The following is a 22,957-nucleotide window of genomic DNA, read 5'->3' on the forward strand; positions in this document are numbered from 1 at the left end:
CTATATTGAATGCCGTACAATGATATGGTAGGGAATTTCCACCTTATTATTGGAGCTATCAATTGTAAGATCAAAGGCTTCTTCACCGACTTTCACCAATTGATGATCGACCGTAGATAGGCCTAAACCTATTCCAACAGGCTGATTCTCTTGGCCAATGATCGCTAGATCATTGGGCACTTCCAATTGTATACTTCTTGCATACTGATAAAAACCCGCCACAACCTCATCACCGTTCGCATAGATAGCCGTTGGTCTAACCTCCATATTAAGCAGTTGTTGTGCCACTCTTAACCCATCATCAATACTTTGGCAATCACTGATATGGTATGCTGGCGGCAGATCACCGAATATATGCTTATATGCTTTTTTTGTCAGCTGTGTGCTAGCACTCTCTTCTCCTCTTGCTGTTGTAAAGGCAATTCGTGAATGGCCTTTATCTTTCAACAGTTGAAACGTGTCTAGGAAAGATGCATATCGATCCATATAGGCACAGCCAATCTCAGGATGATCCGTAAACTCGCACGCAACAATTGTTCCATACTTGGTGTATGGAATAATTGCATTCCAATCATTCGAACGAGAAGTAATAATGATTCCGTCCAATTGTTTGTTTTTCAGCATATTTAAGCAGCTTAGCTCTTTTTCCGGATCGTACTTCGTAGGAAGAACCATTACAGAATAATCATGCTCAACCGATCGATTAAGTACACCATGGAGCAGTTGATCAAAGGCTTGATTGTTGTTGTAAGGCATGACCACGCCTATACTCCTTGTTTCCTTACGGACTAAATCGACAGCTAACCGATTCGGGGTGTAGTCAAATTCATCAATCACTCGTTGCACAGCTTTCCGCTTCGACTCAGATACGTAAGGATGATTATTTAGCACCCTTGATACTGTTGACACAGATACACCCGCACGCTTCGCAATATCAATAATATTTGCCATTGCACTTTCTCCTATATTTTCTTAGAGTTCAAAGTTAAAATCCCCAATTTTCCACACAAAAAAACTCTTTCGCCATTCGTCTTGTATAAAGCATAAGCATTTTGTACCACGGAATCAAAAGGATGGTCAAGTTGTTATGCTTATAACTAATCTGTCCGTTAGTTCAATGAAAAAAGAAGGCTACCGTAGCTCCTGCTCATCAATGTGTATTATTCAACTAAAGTGTCCCGTTAGTTCAATACAAATACGTGTCGTTCACGATCTTCAACGCAAACGGCCTAGCATTGCGGGAGGGGCTTGTTCGATGGCCTCGAGGAACGCAAAACGATCAAAATCAAGGAAAACGACAGGTTAGATGAAGAACTGTTAACCCGTCTGCTTACGCAAGCATCCTCTGCTATCTAGCCTCGCAGTAGCAGAATAAGCCTATTTGCCTCCTATGGTACGGTGGCTGCAAACAGGCTTATTGATTCCGCTTATATCATGATATGTCCTCGTTCAATGCCAGCCACTGCACCGCCGACCCGAACCTGATTGATTTCACCGCTCTCGCTCAGGCGCAATCCTGCTTTGATTTCAGAAGGACAATCCATCGAATACCCTTGCCTGAACATGACATTCTCTACTTCCCGCAAAGATCGTTGGCCATGTTGGTACAAATAGCTGAGCAGAGCACCGTTGGATGTTCCTGTCGCGCTCTCCTCGGGAATATCGTACAGCGGCGCAAAATTCCGGCATTCCGCAGCAGCATCGTCTGGAGTATCCATCGTGAACAGATGATATCCAACCACATCATATTTTTCGCTGATGGCGGTTATGGCATCAAAATTTGGCTGAACCTCATTCAAGAGCTTCCTGCTGCGGATCGGGATCATAATGTCCCGCAGGCCCGTCGAAACAATCTGGATCGGCAACCCGGTTTCCAGATCCTCGGCATCTATCCCCAAAGATGGGGCGATTTCCTCACAGGATATCCTTTCAAGAAATTGTGGTAATGCCTGTGACAAATAAACAAGACCCTCGGAGCTAATATCGACATCCAGAATCCCTGCCTTAGTTTCTATCGAATAGGAGGTCCCCTCCTTTGACAAACCCAGCGAATGCATTAGTCCAAACGCAGCAATCGTGGCGTGTCCGCACAGATCAACTTCGCTGGCGGGGGTGAAATAGCGGATTTTGTAATCCGCTAGCAGAGATTTTTCCATAAAGGCCGTCTCCGAAAGGCCCAATTTCTTCGCTATGAGCTGCATTTCGGCAGCATCCAGAGAAAGGCCATCCTCTAAGACAACGCCTGCTGGATTACCGCCACGCTCCCCTTTCGCAAACGCATTTAACGTATACACTTCCACATTCATGTTCTGCTCTTCCTCTCTTTATCTTCGAAAAACCGATGTGCGCAACCGGCACGTCCCACTCGCCTTCAAGATCTTCCTTTTATCGATTTATTACTAGGTAAAGACGCAGGAGCGATTGAATTGTTGCGTTAATCTGCCCGTTAGCTTAATCACTAATCGGATTCATTTACTTTAAAAGAAGTGATTCAATAAATACCTCTATGTCAAATGGTTCAGTCGTAGTTTCGTATCTACCATATATATGGCCGTTTCGATCGATTAAAAACTTTGAGAAATTCCACTTGATCCCGTCACCGGCATATATGTCCGGATACTTTTCCCGCAGAAAATCCTGCATCCATTGACCGCCTGATGTCTCAGTATCGAACCCTTGAAATGGTGCTTGCTGTGTTAAATATTGAAATAACGGATGAGCAGACGGTCCCCTAACCTCAACTTTCTCGAATAAAGAAAACTTAACTCCAAAGTTGCTCTCACAATATTTATGTACTTCCGAGTTACTCTCTGGCTCTTTCTCGTTGAATTGGTTACAAGGAAAACCTAGTATTTCAAACCCTTGCTCATGGTGTATTTCGTAAAGCCTTTGAAGATCAGGTAATTGGCGAGAATAGCTGCATCTACTAGCCGTGTTCAGAATAAGCAGAACTTTTCCACGATAAATTGACAATTCAACAGGCTCACCATTAATTGACTTCGCTTGAAAATCATAAATAGACATCAGACCACCATTCCTCCGCGTTATTATTATAAATAACATAATATCGCTACAGGCTTTTATTGGTCTAATATATAAAAGGAATAATATTTATAGAATGAACCTATAATCCAATATTACCTTAGTATATTGCCCATTTAATTTACTAGAAAAGAGGAGCTACCATATAGGAAGCTCCTCTACTTATTTCCCCCCAACAAAATCCGTTTCTAAATTCATCATGAAAATAGTACATCCTCTCAGCTCTGGGGCTTATCCTAACTCGCTGGAGAACTTTTTTTATTACCTATAGCCAATTGAACGATAATCTGAAGCACGATAATTACAGCCAAACCATAGAATGCTTGGACGAAGCTGCCCGTTGCATCGTGGAGCCAGCCAATGGCTAGCGGCCCAAGCGCTCCGAGAATGTAGCCACCTGATTGGGTCATTGCGGACCAGCTACTGGCTTCCTGAGCATTGCTTGTTTCATCAATGGGCAACATCAGTGCAATCGGGAACAGTCCACCCGCTCCAATACCGAGTGGAATCGCCGCGAGCCAGGGGCTAACGGATATGTTCAGCATCAGGACACCCATCAACTCTAATAAAGCACACCCGACAAGCCAGAATACACGTCTTTGGTAACGGTGTACAAGCATGGGAATGAACAACGTAGAGGGCAGAGATATCAATGTAAATAAGGTTTGGATGTTGCCGGCCGTCTCTTGACTATACCCCTGGCTTTGGATTGCTGGCGCAAGCCAAGCGGTCAATGAGTAGAAGATCGCTGCCATCAGCCCGAAGAATAATGTCAGCATCCAGGCACGCTTGTTGTTCACCGGAAGTGGTGAATTAAGTACACTCGAGATTTTACCGGATTGTCGATCTATGCGCGCAGACCAGGCTAATCTCAACCAGATCGGCAATGCAATGGCTGCGAGAAATGCCCATACAGCCAACGAGCCCCTCCACGAACCACCCAGCGTATGCTGAAGCGGAACCGATAATCCCACACTAATGCTGGCCCCCATCACCATCGCTGTAGAGTAGATGCCCACCATAGCTGCCACTCGGTCAGGGAAGTACTGCTTAATGAAGCTGGATAATAGCGGCCCTGCCAATGCAATTCCTACACCGGACAGAAAAGAAGTGAACATCATCAATGGAGTTGTACCAACAAACCATCGTAATCCTGTACCTAACCCAATGAGGATTAAAGCCAGAACAATTGCGCCCTCATTCCCCCACTTTCTGCTTAATCTTACGGAGAACGGAGCAAATATGCCCATGCATAATACCGGAAGTGTGGTTAACAGACTGGCGGTAATCCCGCTTATACCCAGATCATTCTGTACGGTGCTCATTAGAGGTGAAATGGATGTAATAGGTGGTCGTAAATTCAGTGAAGCCAGGATAAGCGCTAGGACGATATAAAAAAGTTTCATTATGAATCACCTCATGGTAGTAGTATCGTTACATTCACCCATCATCCTATTTGTTAACGACAGATCGTTGGGTGGTGCACGATTAAGTATAGAATCTTTAGAATGATTGAACAATACTATAGTTTCTATTAAAATGATTACTAAAACCAATGATTAGAGGTAATACATATGGAGATTCGTCAGATGGAAAACTTCATTGCTGTTTGTGAGGAGCTTCATTTTACACGAGCAGCTGAGAAACTCGGCATATCTCAACCTACGTTGAGCCAACAAATACGCGCGCTCGAGGATGAACTCGGTGTTCCCTTATTTGACCGAGTCGGCAAAAAGATTGTGATGACCCAGGCAGGAAATCTGTTTCTGGAGCACTGTGTACAGATGATTCGGCATTTACAGAATACCCAGGAGGCGTTAGCTGAACTCCGCAATGATCAACGAGGTCGCTTAGTAATTGGTGTTCTTCCTTCCGATCTGGACTATCGGCTCACTCCATTGCTCGTGAATTTTCATGCACGATTCCCCAAGGTACAACTGAAGGTTATCTCTTCGATCTATGTCTTGAATCAAGTGCTCGATAATGAAGTAGACATCGGTATCGAGATCACGTCTGCTCCTGATGATCGGCTTGTACGCATTCCTTTGTGCAGTGAAGAATATGTACTCGTCGTTTCCGAGAATCATGATTGGGCTGAACGAAGCACGATTGGAATCCAGGAACTGCGAAATATCCAAACTGTGATGTTCCCCGAAGGATTTACAGGCAGAGAACTGGTTGATGGCTATTGCCGTAAATATGGCTTCAGTTTAAATACGATCATGGAGACCAGTTCGGCTACTTCCATTATTAGCTTGGTTAAAGCCAACGTCGGAGGAACATTGCTGCCTTATCGTTTGATCCAAGCGATGAATGAACCAACACTACGCTGCGTCCGAATTACAGACGATCCGCCATACCGTCACTTTGAGATCATTCATAGGTCCGACCGTTTTCTGACAAAATCGGCCAAGGCATTTATTGAGAAAACTATCGAGTATTTCAATTAAGAGTGAGTTGCGATTTAGAGAAGAAAAGTTACAAAGGAAACCGCAGAATGCATGACAGAAATGTCATTACGGATTCTTTTGTAAGATTCGCTTCTGCTGCCAGAACTAGAGTATAGTAGGAGTTGTTAAAAATATATTCCAGGAGGCTATAGCCATGCCACAGGAGATCTGGATTAACCTGCCGGTCAAAGATGTTGAGAGGTCAACTGCCTTTTTCAATGAGATTGGATTCCATGCAGTGAGCGTTGGTAACGAGAGAGCCAAGCTTGACATAGGCCAAACAACGATACTGCTGTTCCCGGATGCAGCGTTTGAGAAATTCACAGGTTCTAAAACCGCAGATACTTCCCATAGCGCAGAAGTAATATTCTCCATTGGCGCTGAAAGCAGAGAGGAAGTAGATGCCTTTATTCAAAAAGCAGAGTCTGCCGGAGGAAACATCTTTGGCAAGCCGAGTGAAACTGACGGCTGGATGTACGGCGCAGGATTTGCCGACCTGGACGGTCACCGCTGGAACCTGCTGTACATGGATGAGAGCAAAATGCCTAAAAGCTAATATGAAGACGCCGGTCACCTGCTTAGAGTGACTGGCGTTTTTTCACTATAATCTCATATCTGTAATTCAAATCACCTGGGTTAGCCTATCGTTTCCCATTACTTCAGGGGATGTGCTTTAAAAGTAATCGGGGATATCAAGTACTATGGAGTCGATATCATTTTCTTTTGAGTAATACATACAAACGCTGTCTTTATATTTTTGAAACTCATTAGGTAGTACACTAAAACCTAATTCTTTGTAAAATTCTATTCCAATATCACTATAAAGGAAAAAGTTGTTACACTTTTCTTCCTGTTCAAGTTTATTTATCGTTTCTTTGACCAATAAAGAAGCATATCCTTTTTTCCTTAAATATAAAGGGGTAGCAAATGAACCAATCCCTTTTACAATTTGGTCATCAGAAAGATTTAGATCATATACGGTGAGGGAGCTTAATAGTTGCTTTGTACCTGTTGCTTCAAGAACGTACCACTTTCCCTTTTTATACTTTTTGGAAGCCTGGCACATAGTTATATATTCTTCATATGGCAGATTATCTCCCCAAACATCATAGCCCATCTTATAAATTTCGATCATTTTCTCTTTTGTTGCTTCCCTAATTTTTTTTCAAAGTACCTCTCCTTTTGTTTTATGCGGTTATAGATTCTTTTCGACAATAAGCTTATCATGATCTCTATTCTTCTGAAGCAAACCTGCTCCCAAAGTATCTGGGCTAACGTTCGCCGTTCGTTGAAAAAACTACTCCCAGTATGGAGTACCACTAAAGAGAAATTCTTCTTTATTTACATATCGCTTAAATTCCCGACTTGCTAATTTACTAATGTGACTGGGTAACCACTCATTAGATTCAGGCAGCCCAAGCCAAAAATTCATTGTTTCGAGTTGGGCTGCTACAAAGAAACCTTCCAAACGTTGAACATAGTTATGAGACAGGTCGAATTGTTTTGCGTATGATTCTAGCAACTGGTTTCTGAATGCTGGGTGGATATAAGAAAGTGTCCAACCTAAATCGAATAAATAATATCCGAACCCACAAGCTCCAAAATCAATAGCTCTAGCTTCTTGTTCATGAAACACAAAATTACTTGGAATCAAATCTGCGTGAATTATCCCCCAATTGCCTGGTGTTCTTTCTATGTCGTTCATCATTAAAATTGCACACTCTCCGGCCAATTTCAGAATTTCCACATCATTTTTATTGAGCTCACCACCGTTAGCAAGCTGTTTTAGCTTTTCTAATGATTGTGAGATTCTAGAATTATCAAATGACGGTCGAGTAAATGATGACGGAATTTCCCAAAAAGATGATTGTTTATGAAGCTTTCCGATCAATTCGCCTACGCACTCGGCATCATTGACTGTTGGAACAAATTGTTTTTGTTCACCATCTACCCATTTTAACAATGTACAGTTTATGTCAGCTATCTTAGTAACATATTCACCAATGTTATTTTTTATAGGTGATGGCAACACCAGATTTGTATCATTTGTTAATGATTCCAGCCAAATCATTTCTGAATGGATGACTTTTTCCTCAGACCAAATACTTTCCATCGAATCATTTTTTGATAGATGTATTCGCAAACTATAACAGTTACTTTCCTTATCTGTCACTTTATAGATGCTGTTTGCATTTTGTCCAATATGAGCTATTGATTGATAAGTAATTGGATAACAAGTTAATGCTTCTATAGCAATATCCTGAGTATTTAGCACGGTATCTTCCCTCCCCTTGAAACAACCGAATAAGGACATCGTACCATAATATTTTCCAATAGTTTGAGAGAGAACACTTATATTTATTTTTTATCCATCACTTAGTTGATTAAGGTAACCTGCTCATCAATATGTATTATTCAACTATCGTGTCCCGTTAGCTTAACGGAACTTCGATATTATTGTTATTATCTGATTTAGGATGAAGACGATTTTCTATTACAAAAAAATGATTGAAAATACCTACTACTCGTACTTTATTATCTGCCTCTCCAAAAATTTTTGTTTCTGCTGTCATAAAAATAATCTGATGTGTGAGACTTGATGATTTCAAGTCATTAATAGTATGAAAGCAATTTGAGCTTTCAGAACTGTCACATTTAAGACCGTGAACCTTATGGAGGTAATTATCATAATCTTGACTACTTGGTTTTGTATAAGCCATCACAAATAATAATATGGAAACTATTAGGAAAGCATATTTCTTCTTGATAAAAGCACCTCATCTCTTATGGATAATCGTACAATATAATACCGCATTTAACTGCCTAATAGTTCAACAAGGCAACATCACGCTCTACTGCCCGTTAGTTGAACAAATAAAAAAAGGCTGCCGAAGCAACCGCTATTCCACTAACGTTCCCCGTTAGTTCAATAGAATTAACAGTTTCAGTCCGATGGTATCCTCTTGTCTATGATTCAAGCCACCACTTTCAATCCTATGATAAAATACTTATAAATCCCACTATAGCAAACGGCCAAATGCGGATATAATCTTACTCTAAATTACTGGAGGTAGCGCTCCGTACTCGGCCCACTGCTCTTTTGTCGGGCCGTAAAGATCCGGCACACGAAGGCCTGCCTGACGCATCAGGACTGTCATCTGACCACGATGATGAATCTCATGCTTTACGAGAATATCCAGCATTAAGCCGTTTGGCCATTGATCACCATACATATCGCTCATGATAAGCAGATTCTCATCTTTCCAACTGGACTGTATAGCATCAAGGAGCGCTTGTGAGGTCCTCTTATAGACTGACGCGATGTCTGCTGCCGAAGCTGGCACCGGCATATCTTCGCTCGGTCCTTCGAAAGACAGTCCCGTCCGAGATGGCATTTCGTGCAACGTCTGTACAAGGTGCCATGCAACACGTCCAAGCGTTCTATGTTCGCTTGTTATCTGTTGGCCAAGAGACTCGTCGGTCAGGATCTCCAGTGTCCGCATTGTTGCTTCCGTTTCATTCTGCCAAGTTGCGGCAAAATCTTTAATGTGTTTATACATATCCAACATCTCCTTTTTGTAATGGAATCAAGTTTATTATACCGAACACTAGTTCGTAAGTAAATATTTACATTTACTTAAACTACCCCCGTTAACCAAACGAAGCTGCCGAAAATCATTGCGCTAATCCCGAAATGTAATTAACTACGTATGGTTAATACTTTTGATCATTTTGTTTACGCTAGCCTGCCCGTTAGCTTAATGAAAAGAGCAGGATACCGAAGCACCTGCTCATCAATGTATATTGTTTAATTGTCGTTTCCCGTTACATTAAAACCTAAATCGAACTGAATGCAAACATTATTTCAGATTCGCATACCAATTCATTATTTACCGTGGCGACTCCCTTTCCTTTGACGATTTGTCCCTTGATTCGAATTACATCAAATACAAGAAGGAGTTGGTCTCCTGGTTTTACTTGTCGTTTGAAACGACAATTATCAATACCAGTCAGTAAGCCTATTTTATGATTGTTGCTTTCAACGTTAGACATAGCGACTCCACCGACCTGTGCCAGTGCTTCTACAATTAAGACTCCAGGCATTACGGGATAGTCAGGGAAATGACCGAGAAAATAAGGTTCATTAATGGTTACATTTTTAATCCCAACAGCTCTCTTCCCCTCATTAATCTCCAATATTCTATCGACCAAGAGAAATGGATTCCGATGAGGAATAATCTCTTTAATTCTTTCAATATCAATCATGGATTTGCCTCCCTAATCGGTTTATTACCATTTTATCGCCTTTGGGTTAGACTGGCCCGAAAAAACTCAACATAACTCTTATTAAACTATCCTATCCGTTAGCGTAATAACTGCTCGAAATCAATAACCAAAGGGTACATACTCTCCATTGAAATGATAACGGTAGCCGTTATCTATTCGGACATATCCGAGTATACAATGATCTCTACCCCTGAATGAGACACTAGAGTAGTTTTTATTGTCTTTATTACCTTCAGCAATCAAAATTTCATTGTCTTCACAAGCTAAAACAATTCCGATATGATCGTGAGAATTATCGGAGAGAAGCTTATCGAAAATAACAATATCACCACGTGCCGGAATAAATTCTTCTTGTTTAGCGTCATAGAAAAATCTAGTTTCGTGCAGCTGAGCCCAATCCAACCACGCACCAACCCCAGCTAGACGATACATTCGGTTAGGATATCGAATTGGAAGAAGTATTCCAACCTGCATACAGCAGTAATATACAAATGCAGCACACCAGTTACCTTCTAGTAATTTATAGATATCAGAGTCCGGCCAATACTTGCAAATTTCCCGATAACGTTCATCTTCCGGTACCCCGATTATGTTTTGCTCTGCGAGCTTTTCCGCAAAATCAGCCAGCATAAGTCGTCTGTCTTTAGTTTCTCTATTTAATGCTTCCACATCTACGTTTAATTCTGTATCTACATTTCCCTCCTGAATCCCTAATTCAATAAATACATTTTGTAGTCTATGTATATCCGTCTTAAGTAAATGATTTCCTGTATTTTGAAAGTACCTCTGCAATAAAATAGCGTCTTTAATAACTTCCTCATCTGGTCCATGAACTCGATTTCTATCTTCTTGATAAAAGATTGATCTAAGAATTACTGAGATCTCTTCGTCGGTAAAGATTTGAGTGCTACGTATTATAGGTCTTACCGCGTCTGCGCTATTGTGACCAGGAAAGGTATTTATTCCAGTTTTATAGAAATAAAAATCGTGTAGCACCCCCGCGATCGCAGCTATTTCCGAATCTTGTCCTCTTCTCATAGCGAGCATCGAAGCGAAGGTAGACACTCCTGAAAGATGAGCCCAAGCTTTCTGATTCTTGAAGCTGCTCTGCATTTCATAAACAAGGGATCGAACAATTCCAAGACGCTTAGATTTCTTCTCACATATCATAATTAATTCCCCAATCCCCGAACTAACGCAGGCTTATGTCCGTAGCCTCTCTGTATTCATAAAACTAACGTTTCCCATTAGTTCAAGTAAGTTTTTTAAAATATTTGTATAGATCCATGTGAGTCTTGCTGTACTAGTTAATCCGTATCCGTGCAATCCAGTACAGACTTGTGACATCTATGACTCCGTTACCAACTCCTTTACTTTAGATGCAAAGGTCTCCCAGCTTGTATCATATCCTACATTAAACGTCCACCCGTTAGATCGAAGCTTCTCACCTAAATAGATGTAATCGGCGCGTTGCTTATCATTTAGGTTTACATCTAAAATCTCGTCACCAACCTTGAATTCGTTCATGTAATCGTACATTTTCATAAGGATATCTTCCTTATCCTTATCTCTTTCCATTCCACTGTGTAAGATAATTGAATCGATTGCATCATCTAGTTTCTGTGTAACAAGAGTTTCATTATTCCAATTATGATCTTGTTGATACTGTATAGTTGCTTCAAGTTGAGCTAGATCTCGGTGGATATTAGCATTCAATAATTCATATTTCAATTCTTGATTTCTGCTATCCTTTTTCTGATTCATAAAAAAGACAACATTACCGAATAGCGATACTATTAGAATTACTTTAATCCAGTCTATCTTCTTCATACTTTCTCCAATCTCTCCTGAAATATCGAACACTTCTAATAATATTCTATGCTTATTCCACTAACATTACCTGTTAGCTCAACGAGTCATTTGAGGATATATATCGCTAGGTGGTCTGCTCAATCGAGTGTCCGGCTTATAATATTTTGTTACCCAATGGTTTAATGACTTTGCTTTGAAACCAAGACTCTTATACAATTTTATTGCAGGATTGCCTTTCACAACCCCGAGTGTCACGATTTCCCAACCCCTTCGTACAATTTCATTTACAAGAAATGAAATAAAAGCTCTTCCGTATCCTCGTGATTGAAGATCTAGACGAACAGACACATGACTCAGTTCAACCCCGTCAATAATTCCGACTGCTGCTATTTCACCATCAATAAGCATCACGAATCTATTGCTTCTATCTTCGGCGAATCTCATCCGCTCCGTTTTGAGAAAGCATTTTATCCGTCTTTTCCATAAGTGTGGCACCGATACCCATTCTTCTGTATTCTTCGTTAACAAATATCGTCGTCAACGCTCTTCTCTTAAAACCATCAAAAGAGAGAAAACCTACCGTTAAGTCGTTGTAACGAACAACAAATATACCGTCTGAGAGCATTTTGTTACTCTGTTGAAACATATTAAATTGTTCATTTTCACACAACATGGCTATGATTGAAGCTTCGTCCCTTTCGGGTTTATAGGGTTCAATTTTCAGTTGTTCCATCTGCATTCACCTTTGATCATAAGTTTATTTTTGCTGCAGTTTTCATAAATCCTCCTTAATCCTTAGGACTGGAGCTAATACGTACTCTATAATAATTAGACCATAATTTACAAAAATAGGTTTCTCTATACTACCCGATTAGTTGAACAAATAAAACGGCTGCCGAAGCAACCGCTATTCCACTATCGTTCTCTGTTAGCTTAGTTTCTAAAATACAAATTCTGTCTCGTTGTTTTCCTTATCAAGATATATAACCCTACAGGAATCTTTCCAACTATCCCAATTTAATACGCTATCAACATCCACACGGAATAATTCATTATATGGTACATTCATAGGATTAGAAAAATCATAAAAAACAAGTTCATAGGGGCATGCCCAATAGCATCCATCAATCACTATTAGTTTTTTTTGTTGAAAATATATTATTTCCCCCCAGCAAAATCCATGCCCTTTATAAGCCTCTTCGGGAACATAATGATTGGTTTCTGTATTTGATAAATTAACAATTGAATACCCCTGATAATCTAACCCACACAACAGATATTCTGTGCCATTTACCTCCAACCAACTGAATAAGAATGGGTCATAATTTCTATATATTATGTCGATGATTTTATGCTCACTATCCGTAACAATCCCTTTTGTGTAATTATGTCTGATAAAACCTTCAACATGGTTATAGTGATGGATTTCAAGTTTGAACTTTCCTGAAGTTGAATAAATAATTTCAGTTTTCTCAGAGATGTAAAATTCATCTTGAAAATAGTACATCATCTCAGCTCTTTCACTGAGAAACTGTGAGTCCTCAACAATATTTCTCAAATTCTCTCACCTCGCTTTAGTGTTACAAATTGTACCATATTTTCAGACAGGCTATTACGCTATCTTGCCGTCTTGTTGATTAAAGCCGGACTTTAAATGGGAATCTGCTTAGGATCACCAAAACTCCCCTCGACCTGAGGGGAGTTTTCCTATTGAAATGAATTACGTCTCTCCTAACATTTTCTACAGACGCTAATAATAGATGAAGATGACGGCGAGAACGGCGTTTTATCCCAGTCAGCATATTGATGTTCGACGCGAAATCCGTGACGGATTAATAAAGATTGCAGCGTAGCCTGATCTGTGAATCGACAAGCAATTCGGGAAGTCGTTCGTTTATCTCCCCAATCACGCATCGTGACCCAATGCATGATATGCTGGCTAATATCGTAATATTGTGTGCCTGATACCTTTACGTTTTGCCCATCCTTATCAATAAATGATCCCCATTCTGTCTCCTCTTGATCGGATAAATCAGTTCCCTCCGGATTACGGGTCTCGAATGCAAAGATTCCATGGGGTTGTAAATGTTTGTGAACGGTAGTAAGCAAATCGATTTGATCTTGATCACTTAAGAATGCCTGAAATGCATTGCCAGTCAAATAAATCATCGAAAATCGCTTGTCCGATTCGAAGGTACGGGCATCGCCTTCCATAAAAGTAACAGTCAACCCTTCCGCCTTCAGCCGCGCATACGCGAGCATCACAGAAGAGATATCTACGCCGGTCATCGTTATACCGGCTTTTGACAGGGGTATCGTTGTTAAGCCTGTACCACAAGCAAGTTCTAACACTTCGCCAGGACTCGATCTTGCAAGCTCAAGATAGAACTGATATTTGTCCATTTCACCGTCAAATTCAAGATCATAATTTACCGGATCCAGATATTCTTCAAGATTGCTATGTTCAATCAACGCCATCCCCCTCTTTCATTTCAATGTTACATTAGAGAAAAAATAATTTTCATTAGGAAAGTACTTATATTGACCAAAAAAGGATAATCAAAATAAAAGTCCTCTTGATAACCCTCGTACTTAACAGTAATATTTTACTATTTATTCGATAAACCATTTGGTAATTCATAGTTATAATCAATTTTTATCGAACCTTACATAACTACTTTTTAAGTCGATAATCACTACTTTATCCTGACCGCAATAGAATAATTAGTGGCCGACCAACAAAATGGTCGTCTTTTTTTCGTATTCGGCATAGCATCTTTCTTTATTCGTTACAGGTGACCGTGTAAACGAAATCTCGTTCCCATCTTCAAGCCGAAACTGGTTCGCAGACACCGTGTCGGAACAATAACCGGGCCAAATGACGCAAAATTTTTTCGACTGCGGTCCCATTCCGTTAACCTGCTGTTAGCTTAAATGATAAAGAAGAGCTACCATATAGGAAGCTCCTCCACTAACGTTCTCTTTAAGCTCAATGACTTATCTTAAATCGGAATAAAATACTGCTAACAACAGAAATATCAGAATAGGTGGCCTCCGCCTCTACCGGAAATTTTCTGCACACTCATGTAGAAAGGCGTCTAGTGTGCGTGGCTCTCTGCCGAGCAAGCGCTTCACAGTGTCATTTGGACTTTCTGGCACCATCCTAGACATGGTTTGAATTTCCACAACATGGTTCGCGAGCCAAGGAGGCATATTCCCGTGATCGATAAGATTGCGGAGTAGTACTTGGGGTTCCATGTTGTTGTAACTTATCGGCCGATTAAGCAGAGCAGATAGTCGACTCGCGATCTGGGGATAACTGAAAATCTCCGAACCAGTAAGCGTATATATATGGCCTGATACCTCGTGGTTGGTCAGAACTTCTGCGGCAACGTCTGCAATATCGCGACAGTCAATGAAGTTACACGGTGAATCACCCATAGAGCCGAAGAAAACATTTTGGGTTGTGATCGTTGGTGCAAAGTTCATTAAGTTTTGCATGAACGCATAAGGGCGCAACACGGTGTGAGTGAGACCCGACTCCCTGAGCGTTTTCTCAATTTCTTGATGCCAGCCCGCCACTGCTACTGGAGAGCTCTGCTCAAAGGCTGGACTGGATATTTTTACGATGTGTTTGATTCCAGATTCGGCGGCAATCTGAATGATTGAGGTTTCTAATTCGATTTGTCTTGGACTGTTGGACATGGCAAGGAAGAGCTGGCTAGCACCTGTAAACACGCGGCGCAGTGATTCGGGATCGGAAGCATCCACCCTTGCGACCTCGGTAGTCGATCGGCCTTTTTCTCCGATCTGATCACGTAACTTCTCTGGCTCTCTGCTTAGCGCCCTGACAGGTACGCCAAGATCAACCAAACGTTCCAAAAGCGCACTACCTATCGTACCTGTTGCTCCCATAATAACTATCATTTTTTATCTTCTCCTTTTAGATGAAAAATTAGTTGTGACGGCAAGTCGCCACCGCCATGTCACTATCGTGCTTGCTATGAATCCAGACAACGGGAAATCGATCCATACACGATTTACCCAGGCCAAGTGATTACTCGGAATCATAATTTCTACTACAACAGATGTCACCCATGCAGCGTATAGTCCAAATGAGGACCCGGCCATTGCGAATACCCCTACCACAACCAAGTGAGGTGCACCGACGACCCATCGCAAATGGCCCACTCGGCTGTGCAACAATAGCCCAATCATCAAGGCCATCAAGGCCGATGCACCGCCAATTGTGGTCAATGCCGCTATTTGAAGCCCCCTATCTGCAGTAACCAATCCCCCGATACCTGCCATAATGGCAGGAGCAGCATAGGCCATTACAACTTCACGCCATAGTACAAAAGTCTTTTTCTTGGAACCAGCAGCCTTGATGCCGTAAACATCATCTGTCTGATTAGAGTATTTCATCTGGTTCATTTACTTGCTCCTTTCTTCTTTGAAGTAGTTCAATGATTGCGTTCAGCTAGATATAATTAGGTGCCTAACTATATAAGAGTAAAAATAGGCTAGCTTCACTAGCCCATTCTACTCATTACTGATGTTTCCCTTTGGTTTCGAGCCTAATTCGCCCGTAAGTGCTGAGATGCCTTGTGTAACTCGACCTAGCAAGTCGAGAAATACGCTGCGTTCTTCGATGTTGAGCAAGCCCACCATTGCTTCCAACCGAGCAAAATGCTCAGGAGCCATTTCACGGAGCTTCTTCGCTCCTTCTTCCGTTAAAACGACTGATTTCTGACGGCCATCGTCTGAGCTTGATCGCCGAGATACTAGCCCATCTCGTTCAAGAATGTCGATAAGACCAGTCACTGTAGCACGTGTAACGCCTAGATGCTCCGCTAATTGCGAAGGCAACTCTTCTCCTTCGTTATCTTCAAGATCTGCCAATAAACGATAACGCCCTGTTGATAAACCGAATCTAGAGAAATGAATCTCTGAGGCGTGTCCAAGCATGGCTCCCGCTGCCATTAGCCTAGACGCGACGAGTATAGCCTGTGCGTCTATGTCTAGGTTATAGCGATCAATCTGACGCTTGGATTGTACAAGCGAGGGAATAGCCTCAATGTCATTTATTTTTTTATTATTGTTGTTCATATATGTAGTATGGTCCCTAACTACTTTTGTGTCAACTCATTTTTATTGCACAGCTCTTTATTTCTCCCAAAGCTCGATCAGTCGACCTTCAGGATCTTCAATCCAAACAAACTTTCCAAATTCACTAATTTCTTCTTTCTTTGCAAGTGGTATACCAATATGCTCAAGATGCTTAATAGTCTTGTCTAGATTATGTACTTGGAAATTTAACATCACTTGTTGTTCTGTTGGAAAATAACTGTCATCCTCGGTAAAGAAAGAAAAGATAGTCTCATTTCCTGATTGGGGCTTTATCACAGTCCCATTCCAATGATCTATTTCAATCTTCAAGACCTCACTGTACCATTTTTTTATAACTTCAAGATTCTTAGTTCTCCAAAAGATTCCTCCGAAACCTTTTATCATCGTATTTATCTCCTGTCAGTCATCAATTTTTTAGCTATCCGTTCTCAATAAATATTCGAGATTTAAATTTAAGTTCCTTTTTTAACTATCTTGCCCATGAATTGAACAATTAAAAACCTACTGCCATAGCAACCGCTATTCCACTATCGTGTCCCGTTAGCGCAATGAGTCTACTAGATCCAATGGATGCAGTATGGAAGATTTTAGGTAGATGTATTCATAGAAAAATGGTACATTATTTTGGAATCAATAGCGCGCAAGTCAGGATATACATTTAGACTAATATTTTTATATTGGGGGATGGTACTGGCATGGACAAGAATTCTGTTTATAGAACAAATATTATAGGCGCTGGCGAGGTTGGTAGCGCTATCTCGGTCGATATGGACAAGAATGTTATTCATGAAACTAACAGCTTATTTTGGGATACAAAAGGAAATGATATTTTAGGAGCAACCGCACTTCCTTTATATGGAGCATTTGTCTCAGAAGAAAAATGCCAGCTTTTTGGCGATATTTCAGGAAAAAAGATGTTGGAGATAGGCTGTGGAAGCGGTCAATCATTGCAATATCTCGGGGAACGTAAAGCATCTGAACTATGGGGTATGGATATATCAGAAAACCAAATCGAAAAAACAAGAGAATATTTGTCAGATCACGGACTTTCAGCAAAATTAATCTGTTCTCCCATGGAAGAAAAATGTGGACTACCTGAGGATTATTTTGACTTTGTTTATTCGATTTATGCTATAGGCTGGACAACCGATCTTGAGGGTACTTTTAGCAGGATTGCTTCTTACCTAAAAAAAGACGGCGTATTTATTTTCAGTTGGTCTCACCCTATACACAAATGTGTTGTTGCAGAAAATGATATGCTTGTTTTTAAAAAATGTTACTTCGATGAATCTTGGTATTCGGTAACTCTTGACGAAAGTACGCTAACATTAGCTGACCGTAAACTATCAACCTATGTGAATGCGCTCTCAAAAGCGGGACTTGTTATTGAAGAAATGATTGAGCAATCTGATGATGAAATTATTCAATTGCGGGACGATAACGACGATTTTGCAAAAAAAGCAAAGATGCTTCCTGTAACTTTCGTAATCAAAGCAAGAAAACTGTAATTTAGTAGTTGAAGATAAATGCCCGTTAATTGAATAAAGGCAGCCGATCATGTTGACTGATTGGCTGCCTTATCGCGTTTATTGAACTATCGTCTCCGGTTAGCTTAATTATGATTCCCGAAAGTCCATACATTCATCAAGTAAGTCTCGATTCCTTCATTCCTCTAATATTTGTACATTTTTAGCTGTCCTACGCTGAGAATCAACTATATTCGGAAACTCGAATAGGTCGAATTCAACTTTTTGACCCTCTTTAAGGAACCGAAAGCCGTTCGGTAACCTAATAGGGTCTGGTAGTATTTCGCTGAAGTGTACAAAAACATGGTTACCTTCCTGCCCGTCTAGCATTATCCGTCCGTAACCTTTATCTTCTTTGTACCATTGGACAATACCCCATCTTCTTTCCGCCACCTATGCACCTCCTCTGTAACTTTATTACAACTCATTATGTGCTCACATCGCGTTGAATGAGTTATCTCATTTGATTTTTTTTGGAAACCCATTTACAAAAAGTATCATACCGAGAAACGCAAGGATTGGCACAAAGATATTATCGAAGAAGCTTGTAATATGAGTTTCAGGTAGGGCATTGAACATATTTGCTTCGTACAACGCTGCAATTTCATGGCTGCGAGCTATCAAAGAGCCTACTCGTTCGATTGCATAGATTACTCCAGCGGAAATTAGAAAGGATGCACCTAGTTTTCTGTAAAAGTCGTTGCCCATGAAATATTTGTCTCCTCCTCTATTTTTTATTGAGTACTTCTTCCATCATCCCAATTTACCACATTGTTCCAATTTTTTTGAGTATCAGAATATCATTACATAACCTAATGCTAATAATGTGACGCTATAGCGCCACAAATTGTAAGTATTCTGCCGGCTAATTGAACAATAAAAAACGGCTGCCGAAGCAGCCGCTATTCTACTGTCGTTCTTCGTGAGCTTAATGATTTACTTTGCTTCGGACGAATCCTATTGCTCTTTATTGAGAACTTCATGGATTATATTTGTTATGTCGTTAATTTTGCGGGAACAATATTTTAAAATAGGGTTAGCCCAATATTCGGGTCCAGTTTCATCATCACCAATTTTCACTAAATTCAATGTATACACACCCTCTGAACGCATAGCTGGATAGCATCCTAAATCAAAAATCAAACCTGTCTTTTCATTTCTTAAATAGAATATATCCTCATGTAGCTCCCATACATAAGGAAATGAGTCGTCATGAAAGTCATCGGGATTAATTTCATAAAAATGATTCCATAAGACAGTCCAATCTGACGGAATATTTAATGGCACCAATTGTAGACTCATGTTAATAACACATCCCTTAACAATCTTCATATTCAAATCTCCGTGATTGTCCAAGTTATCCTGCCCGTTACTTCAATGAAAAAAGCAGGCTACCGTAGCGCCTGCTCATTAGTGTGTATCATTCAACTAAAGTTCTCCGTTAGTTCAATAGTCTTATGTTTTAATTAGAGTCGCTGCTTATAGTTGTAAGGCTTGCCGAACACCTAATGCAATGACGTCCCGACGGGCTTAGGGGGCTGGATGTGGTCACTCGCTTCTGAGAGTGACCCGGAGCGTCAATATGGTGTTAGCCGAAGGAAGTTCTGGAAGCAGCCATTGCATTTAAGGCGTTCTCAAAATAGCTATATACTTCATCTGCAATTCCCAGAAACTCTTCAACAAGTACATTACTATCCAAGTAACAAGCATACAGATAATCAACTAAAGCGGGGTCAATCTCACAATAGTTTAATATGGCATTCTTCATCTTAATAATGTCATCTTGCCATACACCTGTATCTTCTAAAACCAAAGAGTATAATGCACGAATTAATCTCTTAGAGTAACCTTTAATATATCTAGTTTTCATTGTGTTATCATTAGCATTAGAAAGTAAACTATGTATATGATCTACTTCCTCCTTGGTCTCTGTATTTAAGTCTAAAATGAACTCTGGAGAAATAATTATCGGTGGTACTTTTTCACCAACGTCATGACCATATATGCAAACACAAATTATCTTTACCCAAAAACCCCACTCATTTGGTTTACTTAATACATCGTCAATCGAGCAAATTATCGTATCAATCTTAGTTACTACTGGATATTCTTCCAAAAGCCTGTCTTTAATATTTGACAATCTTTCGTAATCAATATCTTTGGGATTTACACATACAATAGTAAAGTCTGCATCTGACTTAAAAGGTTTAGCAGTTCCTTTTGGAATCGAGCCACACATATAAATGCTATGAATCTTACCTTTAAATTCGGTAAGTATATTATCTATATACTTATCAACAAAATCCTTATATTCACTTTGTATTACAATTCTATTTATAACTTTTTCTAATATCATATAGACTCCTCCTAAACTAAGAACTTCTTTCGGCTAACGTCTTTTTTGCGAACTTCGTAAATTCGTCATGACTTAAGTTATTCGCGAAATCATTCAACTATCCTGCCCGTTAGCTCAACGGCATCCACGATTTGACGCCTACTTCAATAAAAAAGAGAACAGGGCAAGAAAGGCATCGACAAAAACCAAGCAGACACCTATTATTTTAACGTGGAACAGTGCAAGCGTTGTCCGTTTAAAGAGGGTTGTTATAAAGAAGGATCGAAGAGCAAACCTACTCTGTAACGATTAAATCTGAAGAACATTCGGAACAGATTGCGTTGCGTTCCAGGAAACAGAGTACTTTAAAGAAAAATCTAAGGAACGCTACAAAATTGAAGCGAAGAATAGCGAACTTAAACATGGGCACGGGTATGATGTAGCTACATCCTCGGGTCTGATTGGTATGGAATTACAAGGTGCGATGACGATATTCGCCGTGAACTTAAAGCGGATATTGAAGTTAACAGATTGAAAACATAGGGATAAATTGAATAAAATAGAGCTAAAAAAGAAGACATTCTTCCTAAAAATGGGGTTGAATGTCTTCTTTTTTGAAGTTTATACATACTCCTTAAGAAAAACGTAAGTTCTTCAGTGCCCTCTCCAATAGATTGAAGCTTTTTGCAATGGTATGGAGCCGAGCTTAACCAGTTGAGAACCCTGCAGATCCCTTCGGATCGTCAGTTGATTTCTATGGTCAGGGAGCTTGTGAAATTCGCCCCCGGCTCCAGGGTGATTATTCCCTCTTTAGCTTGAAGTTCACCTTCGAAGACGTCCATATCCGCTACTCCTTGCCAAGGCTCGATGCATATGAAGGGAGCGTTCAAAGGCTGCCAGATGCCGAGGTCGGGAAAACCCTTATAGCTGACAACTACGCTTTTGGAGGAGTGCTTGCTTCTAAGCGAAATCTGCCGAGAGCTCACATTTCGGAAAATCAATGCGCCTTCGGCGAACATTTCATGGGATAAAGGCAGGATGGTCTCTTGTTTCAGAACGGGCTCCGATTTGCCGCTGATCAGCAGGCCGTCCGAATTCAAGAACAACCTTTCAAGGTTTTCCGATTCAGCGAACTCCAGATAGTAATCGTTCAGGCTACCGTTGTCATCAAGCGGACAATTGAACGCCGGGTGGGTTCCGAGCTGGAAGAAGATATCCTGTTCATCGCTATTTTCCACCCGGTAACTAAGTTCCAGTGTGCTTGCATTCAGTTTATATGTAATATATAGGTTGAATTTAAAAGGATAACTGGCCAGGGTTTTCTCATCATAAGAGAGGCGGTAAACCGCGTGGGTATCGCTTTCTTGGACCAGCGTAAATTCGCTGCGTCTGGCGAATCCATGATTGCCGATCTTATAGGCTTTGCAGTCCACCTTAATCTCTCCATTCCGGGCCGCACCAATAATGGGAAACAGCACCGGAGAACGGCCTGTCCAATACGTGGCGTCACCGCTCCAGATGTATTCAGCTTCCGGATCCAGCTTTCTGAAGCTGATCAGTTCCGCCCCAAGGGTATTAATCTCAGCTTCCGCCGAGCTGCTGCGCAAAATTTTATTCATTGTTGTACTCCCTTTCATACTTATAGTCCAGATACACATATTATATCAAAGTTCTTGAGGGAGTTGAGAAAAAGACAGCCAATTCATCAGCTGCCGTTTCTTCGTGCTTATTGAGCTATCGTGTCCCGTTAGTTCAGCGAACTGGTGTATTAAGATCTAAGTATATTTGTATTCCCGTTTAGCATATCTTCAAAAACTGGTCGTTGAACTTTGTTTATTTGATCCAGTGAGATATCGTTAGTATCCCAAAACTGTAATTTCAACGATTCGCATAGATCGTCCTGATATCTTATCGCATCCCCATCCTCAGATAAATACTGATTATAATCAGTCCAGGCATTGAAAAGAAACATAACAAAAACAACCTTGTTGCCATCAGGATAGGAGTATTCCATCCTTGGACCGCTATATACAGCGTAAAATTCACAATCCGTAACAGTTAATCCTGTTTCCTCAATAACTTCCCGGATCATTGTCTCTTGGATAGTCTCACCTGGATTCATGCCTCCGCCTGGTAATCCCCAGTCTCCGTAATCGGATCTTTGCTGCAATAAAATTCTTCCTTTACTATCTCTTATAATTGCTCCGCCAGTTACAACAATCCGCATTTATAGTAGCTCCTTACTTGGTAGAAATACATAAGTTGATTATTCTAGGCTTTTAAGGTAAAGTCCTTTCAAGAATTGAATTGTTGAATTATTCTGCCCGTTACTTTAATAGGCTTCAGATAAAGCCGGCAGCAGTTGTTATTGTGCT

28 protein-coding genes and 1 pseudogene are annotated in these 22,957 nt (G+C 40.6%); 4 read left to right on the forward strand and 25 right to left on the reverse strand.

The genetic code is table 11. The features are described from left to right. From MKY99_RS17610 to MKY99_RS17625, 4 genes are all read right to left on the reverse strand, one after another. Positions 1-951, reverse strand: a complete 951-nt coding sequence (locus MKY99_RS17610; RefSeq protein ID WP_339265357.1) for a LacI family DNA-binding transcriptional regulator — start codon at positions 949-951, stop codon at positions 1-3. Positions 952-1,427: 476 nt separating this feature from the next. Beyond that, positions 1,428-2,306 carry a PhzF family phenazine biosynthesis protein gene (locus MKY99_RS17615; protein WP_339265359.1) on the reverse strand — a complete coding sequence of 293 codons (879 nt, stop codon included), beginning with the start codon at positions 2,304-2,306 and terminating at the stop codon, positions 1,428-1,430. Positions 2,307-2,472: 166 nt separating this feature from the next. Beyond that, positions 2,473-3,024: a glutathione peroxidase gene (locus MKY99_RS17620; protein ID WP_339265361.1), complete on the reverse strand. Its 552-nt coding sequence runs from the start codon at positions 3,022-3,024 to the stop codon at positions 2,473-2,475. A 254-nt stretch (positions 3,025-3,278) separates the two neighbouring features. Then, positions 3,279-4,448, reverse strand: a complete 1,170-nt coding sequence (locus MKY99_RS17625) for an MFS transporter (RefSeq protein WP_339241940.1) — start codon at positions 4,446-4,448, stop codon at positions 3,279-3,281. A gap of 183 nt (positions 4,449-4,631) precedes the next feature. Between MKY99_RS17625 and MKY99_RS17630 the strand changes: the two genes are divergently transcribed. Both MKY99_RS17630 and MKY99_RS17635 read left to right on the forward strand, forming a co-directional pair. Further along, positions 4,632-5,492 (forward strand): LysR family transcriptional regulator, encoded by an 861-nt coding sequence (locus tag MKY99_RS17630; protein ID WP_339265363.1) that lies wholly within the window; start codon positions 4,632-4,634, stop codon positions 5,490-5,492. A 154-nt stretch (positions 5,493-5,646) separates the two neighbouring features. Further along, positions 5,647-6,048: a VOC family protein gene (locus tag MKY99_RS17635; protein WP_339265365.1), complete on the forward strand. Its 402-nt coding sequence runs from the start codon at positions 5,647-5,649 to the stop codon at positions 6,046-6,048. A gap of 117 nt (positions 6,049-6,165) precedes the next feature. On the opposite strand, the gene MKY99_RS17640 is transcribed toward MKY99_RS17635, so the two are convergent. The 15 genes from MKY99_RS17640 to MKY99_RS17710 form a co-directional block, all read right to left on the reverse strand. Beyond that, entirely contained in the window at positions 6,166-6,651 is a 486-nt protein-coding gene (locus MKY99_RS17640; protein WP_339271702.1) for a GNAT family N-acetyltransferase, read from the reverse strand. Between the two features lie 138 nt (positions 6,652-6,789). Continuing rightward, entirely contained in the window at positions 6,790-7,767 is a 978-nt protein-coding gene (locus MKY99_RS17645) for a phosphotransferase (protein ID WP_339265367.1), read from the reverse strand. A 157-nt stretch (positions 7,768-7,924) separates the two neighbouring features. Continuing rightward, positions 7,925-8,212, reverse strand: a complete 288-nt coding sequence (locus MKY99_RS17650; RefSeq protein ID WP_339265368.1) for a hypothetical protein — start codon at positions 8,210-8,212, stop codon at positions 7,925-7,927. Between the two features lie 336 nt (positions 8,213-8,548). Further along, positions 8,549-9,052: a DinB family protein gene (locus MKY99_RS17655; protein ID WP_339265370.1), complete on the reverse strand. Its 504-nt coding sequence runs from the start codon at positions 9,050-9,052 to the stop codon at positions 8,549-8,551. Between the two features lie 277 nt (positions 9,053-9,329). Continuing rightward, the gene (fabZ, locus tag MKY99_RS17660) at positions 9,330-9,758 is read right to left on the reverse strand and encodes a 3-hydroxyacyl-ACP dehydratase FabZ (protein ID WP_076287072.1); all 429 of its coding nucleotides are present in this window, start codon (positions 9,756-9,758) and stop codon (positions 9,330-9,332) included. A 120-nt stretch (positions 9,759-9,878) separates the two neighbouring features. After that, complete coding sequence (locus MKY99_RS17665; RefSeq protein ID WP_339265372.1) at positions 9,879-10,817, reverse strand: CHAP domain-containing protein; 939 nt, start codon at positions 10,815-10,817, stop codon at positions 9,879-9,881. 309 nt (positions 10,818-11,126) lie between these two features. After that, positions 11,127-11,609 carry a hypothetical protein gene (locus MKY99_RS17670; protein ID WP_339265374.1) on the reverse strand — a complete coding sequence of 161 codons (483 nt, stop codon included), beginning with the start codon at positions 11,607-11,609 and terminating at the stop codon, positions 11,127-11,129. Positions 11,610-11,687: 78 nt separating this feature from the next. After that, the gene (locus tag MKY99_RS17675; protein ID WP_339271704.1) at positions 11,688-11,999 is read right to left on the reverse strand and encodes a GNAT family N-acetyltransferase; all 312 of its coding nucleotides are present in this window, start codon (positions 11,997-11,999) and stop codon (positions 11,688-11,690) included. 16 nt (positions 12,000-12,015) lie between these two features. Further along, positions 12,016-12,324 (reverse strand): GNAT family N-acetyltransferase, encoded by a 309-nt coding sequence (locus MKY99_RS17680; RefSeq protein WP_339265376.1) that lies wholly within the window; start codon positions 12,322-12,324, stop codon positions 12,016-12,018. 207 nt (positions 12,325-12,531) lie between these two features. After that, the gene (locus MKY99_RS17685; protein WP_339265378.1) at positions 12,532-13,149 is read right to left on the reverse strand and encodes a hypothetical protein; all 618 of its coding nucleotides are present in this window, start codon (positions 13,147-13,149) and stop codon (positions 12,532-12,534) included. Positions 13,150-13,322: 173 nt separating this feature from the next. After that, positions 13,323-14,069: a class I SAM-dependent methyltransferase gene (locus tag MKY99_RS17690; RefSeq protein WP_339265380.1), complete on the reverse strand. Its 747-nt coding sequence runs from the start codon at positions 14,067-14,069 to the stop codon at positions 13,323-13,325. 582 nt (positions 14,070-14,651) lie between these two features. Continuing rightward, positions 14,652-15,518, reverse strand: a complete 867-nt coding sequence (locus MKY99_RS17695; protein WP_339265381.1) for an SDR family oxidoreductase — start codon at positions 15,516-15,518, stop codon at positions 14,652-14,654. A gap of 3 nt (positions 15,519-15,521) precedes the next feature. Next, the gene (locus tag MKY99_RS17700; RefSeq protein WP_339265383.1) at positions 15,522-16,025 is read right to left on the reverse strand and encodes a hypothetical protein; all 504 of its coding nucleotides are present in this window, start codon (positions 16,023-16,025) and stop codon (positions 15,522-15,524) included. Positions 16,026-16,133: 108 nt separating this feature from the next. After that, positions 16,134-16,700, reverse strand: coding sequence for a MarR family transcriptional regulator (locus tag MKY99_RS17705; protein ID WP_042189233.1), 567 nt, complete (start codon positions 16,698-16,700; stop codon positions 16,134-16,136). A gap of 57 nt (positions 16,701-16,757) precedes the next feature. Beyond that, on the reverse strand, positions 16,758-17,105 hold the full coding sequence (locus MKY99_RS17710; RefSeq protein ID WP_339265385.1) for a glyoxalase: 348 nt from the start codon (positions 17,103-17,105) through the stop codon (positions 16,758-16,760). A gap of 311 nt (positions 17,106-17,416) precedes the next feature. Between MKY99_RS17710 and MKY99_RS17715 the strand changes: the two genes are divergently transcribed. Continuing rightward, positions 17,417-18,229, forward strand: coding sequence for a class I SAM-dependent methyltransferase (locus tag MKY99_RS17715; protein WP_339265387.1), 813 nt, complete (start codon positions 17,417-17,419; stop codon positions 18,227-18,229). Between the two features lie 156 nt (positions 18,230-18,385). On the opposite strand, the gene MKY99_RS17720 is transcribed toward MKY99_RS17715, so the two are convergent. The 4 genes from MKY99_RS17720 to MKY99_RS17735 form a co-directional block, all read right to left on the reverse strand. Further along, positions 18,386-18,640, reverse strand: coding sequence for a cold shock domain-containing protein (locus MKY99_RS17720; protein WP_339265389.1), 255 nt, complete (start codon positions 18,638-18,640; stop codon positions 18,386-18,388). 66 nt (positions 18,641-18,706) lie between these two features. Beyond that, a complete protein-coding gene (locus tag MKY99_RS17725) occupies positions 18,707-18,955 on the reverse strand; it encodes a hypothetical protein (RefSeq protein WP_339265391.1) in 249 nt (82 codons plus the stop codon). Between the two features lie 249 nt (positions 18,956-19,204). Beyond that, entirely contained in the window at positions 19,205-19,579 is a 375-nt protein-coding gene (locus tag MKY99_RS17730; protein ID WP_076301143.1) for a hypothetical protein, read from the reverse strand. Between the two features lie 256 nt (positions 19,580-19,835). Continuing rightward, entirely contained in the window at positions 19,836-20,603 is a 768-nt protein-coding gene (locus MKY99_RS17735) for a nucleotidyltransferase domain-containing protein (RefSeq protein WP_339265394.1), read from the reverse strand. Positions 20,604-20,762: 159 nt separating this feature from the next. Between MKY99_RS17735 and MKY99_RS17740 the strand changes: the two are divergent. Beyond that, a pseudogene (locus tag MKY99_RS17740) lies at positions 20,763-21,117 on the forward strand (transposase); the annotation flags it as partial. Positions 21,118-21,325: 208 nt separating this feature from the next. Here the strand turns inward: MKY99_RS17740 and MKY99_RS17745 are convergent. After that, positions 21,326-22,201 (reverse strand): aldose 1-epimerase family protein, encoded by an 876-nt coding sequence (locus MKY99_RS17745; protein ID WP_076286184.1) that lies wholly within the window; start codon positions 22,199-22,201, stop codon positions 21,326-21,328. Positions 22,202-22,350: 149 nt separating this feature from the next. Then, positions 22,351-22,809, reverse strand: coding sequence for an NUDIX domain-containing protein (locus tag MKY99_RS17750; RefSeq protein WP_339265398.1), 459 nt, complete (start codon positions 22,807-22,809; stop codon positions 22,351-22,353). Between the last annotated feature and the right edge of the window lie 148 nt (positions 22,810-22,957).

Source organism: Paenibacillus sp. FSL R5-0470 (genome assembly GCF_037975205.1).
Lineage (GTDB): Bacteria > Bacillota > Bacilli > Paenibacillales > Paenibacillaceae > Paenibacillus_AQ.